Below are 3,719 nucleotides of genomic sequence, written 5' to 3'. Positions count from 1 at the left end.
TTATAAAAAACCCAAGGGAAACAAAAAGATGCAGGCTATACCATTTTTTATATGGGTATTAATGCAGGAGCTTTCTTAGGTATTTTATTGTGCGGATATATCGGTGAAACTGTAGGATGGCACTATGGTTTTGGGCTAGCGGGTATTTTTATGTTCTTTGGAATGTTGCAATTTTACTTTGCACAAAAAATATTTGGAAATATCGGCTTGTCTCCAAAAAATACTGATGAGTTAGATGATGCAGTTGAAGATGTCATCGAAGATACTACAGAGGCTATTGATGAAGTTATGAGTACAGCTTCAAAATCAAAAATTACGTCTGATAGATTAAAGGTAATTGGTGTATTCTCCTTTTTTACAATTTTCTTTTGGTGGGCATTTGAGCAAGCAGGAGGGTCTATGACCATTTTTGCTGCTGATTATACAGATAGGGTTTTAGAAGGTGATGGTGCAATGACGTTCAAAATTTTCAATGCAATATTGACTGTTGTACCAATGTTGATTATTACATGGGTTCTAATCTTATTATTTAAGCAAACTTTTGCAAAATATGCACTATCTAACGTTTTGTTAGGAACAAGTTTTGTAATTATCTGGGGCATTGTTATTTGGATGCTAAATAAAGAGTTTAGTGAAGATATTGCCGAAGTAAAAGCATCTTGGTTTGGGATACTAAATTCCTTCTTTATTATTGCTTTTGCTCCCTTATTTTCAAAAGTTTGGGAAAGCAAATATAACCCGTCAGGTCCAGTGAAATTCGCTATTGGATTAATCCTATTAGGACTTGGATTCGGAATTTTATCTTATGGTTCTGCAGGTATTCCACTTGGTGCTAAGACGGCTTCAGTGAGCATGATTTTCTTAATACTAGCTTATCTGTTCCATACTTTAGGTGAATTATGCGTATCACCAGTCGGTTTATCTTATGTTAGTAAATTGGCTCCTTTAAAACTTGTTGGGATGATGTTTGGTATTTGGTTCGTTGCCAATTTTATTGCCAACTTAACTGCAGGTTGGACAGGTAGTTATATTGATCCAATCGTTGAAGAATACGGAATGGCAACCTTCTTCTTAATATTCACTGCTATTCCTGTTGGAGCTGGAATTGTAATGTTAATATTAAATAAAACATTACTTAGAATGATGCACGGAATTAGATAATTTCGAAACATCCACTACTGATTTAATCAGTTAAATTAACTTAAAAAGTCCCTTATTTGGGGCTTTTTTTGTAAGTTCGGTCTAATATTTGCAACAAATCTGATATGAAAAAAATAGGACTAATCTTGCTCATTGTTGTTCTTGCGTCATTTAAATCCATGACCAAGTCAACAGACACCGAGATACAATGGGTAACCATCGAGGAGGCGATAGAACTTCAAAAAACAGCGCCTAAAAAGATAATAATGGACGTTTATACCAATTGGTGCGGCCCATGTAAACTATTAGATAAAAACACCTTTCATAATGCAGATGTCGTCGACTATATTAATAAGCACTATTATGCTGTTAAATTTAATGGCGAAGGTGATGATAAGGTTACTTATAAAGAAAATACGTATACCAATCCTAATTACGATCCAACAAAGGCTAATAGAAGAAATAGTGCACATCAATTTACAAGAGCTTTAGGTGTTAGAGCCTATCCTACAATGGTCTTTTTTGATGAAGAGGCAAATGTAATTGCGCCAATATCAGGTTACTTAAAACCAAGACAAATAGAGTTGTATTTAAAACTCTTTAATACGGATAAACACAAGGAAATGAATACTCAAGAGAAGTTTAATGAGTATTATAAAACGTTTAAACCGACTTTTAAGGAATGACGAAGAAAGGATCATTTAAATATATAAGCTCCCTTTTCATTTGTATAATGGAAAGGGATTTTTCTTTCTGTACATGTCGCTTTCCAACGCTGCACATAAGATTTATAGTTGCTGGCATCTGCTATAATTTTTATTGGTGCTAAACTATCAATAAGACGATTGAGGTTAATTCTTGGTGAGTCTCTAAGAAGAACATAATTGGGTGGAAAACTTAAATTTTTATAAATACCAAGACTATCTATAACAAGCAGCTCATCATTTTTGATCTTATATACAGACTCTAAATTATCGGTTGTGACATGATTAATTTCCTCTCCTACCTTATAATTTTGAATGACCTTATCGGTTTGATATTTTAAGGAATCTAAATTATGATGAACCAAGAGATGCGAGTTTTGTCGTAGCCCAAGAATGGTATGTCTACTTTTATTAAATACTATAAAGTTTTCTGATTCATTGTAATGATTAGAGAAAACTAATTGGGCCTGGAAGCTAATAATCCCAATCAATCCTGTTATTAACCACTTATAAGATTTGAACTTGTAAAATTGAACGAAACTAATAATGATCGTGTAGCAAAGTACTACCTGTAATACTGTAAATGGTATATCACGAAGCAAAAAATCTTCAAATTGCGCAACCCAAGCTATAAATCCATTTAATCCATCAATAACAGTACTGTAAATGGTTACTATCCAATCTGGCAAGACCTTGACTAAGGCTAGAACAATCACTAAAAGCCCAAATCCTAGAATAACTCCTAAAAATGGAATGACCACCAGATTAGAGACGAAGAAGAGTCCAGGAAATTGATGGAAGTAAAATAAACCAATAGGAGCCACACCTATTTGGGCGGCTAGGGTTACTGTAAAAATCTGCCAAAGTTTGTCTATTAGTAATAGCTTAGGTTTCCAAAGCTTGTAAATCAGAGGCTGGATACTTACAATACCTAAAACAGCCAGGTAACTCAGTTGAAAACCAACCTCAAAAAGAAAAGCTGGCTTAAATAGTAAAATGATAAAAGCGGATATCGCTAAGGTGTTGTAAATATTAGCTGGTCGTTTTAAGTGCATGGCAATACTTATAATGCTAAACATGGTAACCGCTCTGGTTACTGAAGGAGATAAACCTGCAATCACTGCAAATAGCCAGAGTAATGTGATGAGTAATGTTGGTCTTATTATACGACCGTGCTTTAAATAGAGCAATGGTCTAAACAGAAAATTGAGTATCCATAAAAGTATACCCACATGAAGTCCAGAAACCGCCAATATGTGAATAGTACCAGAATTGACATAGTTGTTATAAATAGTTTTATCTATGCTTTGTCGCTGTCCTAGAAGTAAGGCATTTATTATGCTTAATGTCCTGTCTTCAAATCCTGATGAAAGGAGTCGAGCATTAATGTGTCGTCTTAACTGATCCGCATATCCGTAAATACTTGTTGGTTCAGTAGAAATAATTCTTATGCTGTTTTTATCAAGATAAAGCTGATGATACACTTGTTTTAATTCAAGATATTGACTGTAATCAAATTGATGCGGATTAAGTGGCTTTTGAATGGTTTGGAGTTTCCCATTTGCAAATATTAATGCATCAACAGGTAAGGTTATGGCGCTTGAATCTAACCTTACATTTATTAAGAGTTGACCTTCTGTAGCCAACCTATTGAAGGATTCCAGATTAACAATATATTTTTCATTGTAAAGATCTGGTTTAAGCCGTTCCTTGATTTTTAAGGTAAAATTTTCATATGATTCTTTAAGGTCGATTTTGGTGTAATGCTGAGGTCTTAGTTTTTCATTTTTTATTTGGTAGGCATTAATACCAATACAAAGCATCGCAACATAAACCAAAAGACCAAATAAGGGCTGTTTACTTACCTTTCTGCGC

2 protein-coding genes and 1 pseudogene are annotated in these 3,719 nt (G+C 34.0%); 2 read left to right on the top strand and 1 reads right to left on the bottom strand.

What is annotated here, in order from left to right; genetic code table 11:
• Positions 1-6 precede the first annotated feature (6 nt).
• Positions 7-1,161, top strand: a pseudogene (locus tag HRU49_RS14245) (MFS transporter); the annotation flags it as partial.
• A 104-nt stretch (positions 1,162-1,265) separates the two neighbouring features.
• Positions 1,266-1,826 carry a thioredoxin fold domain-containing protein gene (locus HRU49_RS14240; RefSeq protein ID WP_296358327.1) on the top strand — a complete coding sequence of 187 codons (561 nt, stop codon included), beginning with the start codon at positions 1,266-1,268 and terminating at the stop codon, positions 1,824-1,826.
• 11 nt (positions 1,827-1,837) lie between these two features.
• On the opposite strand, the gene HRU49_RS14235 is transcribed toward HRU49_RS14240, so the two are convergent.
• The coding region (locus HRU49_RS14235; RefSeq protein ID WP_296358325.1) for a ComEC/Rec2 family competence protein at positions 1,838-3,719 on the bottom strand (1,882 nt) is incomplete at its 5' end.

Origin of the sequence: Winogradskyella sp., assembly GCF_013213975.1 — a bacterium.
GTDB lineage: Bacteria > Bacteroidota > Bacteroidia > Flavobacteriales > Flavobacteriaceae > Winogradskyella.
The sequence above is the reverse complement of the archived record's forward strand: the minus strand, read 5'-3'. Positions and strand labels throughout refer to the sequence as shown.

What these genes read in the sequence shown, in the direction of transcription:
- HRU49_RS14240 (WP_296358327.1), top strand. Translation starts at nt 1,266, where the DNA reads ATGAAAAAAATAGGACTAATCTTGCTCATTGTTGTTCTTGCGTCATTT.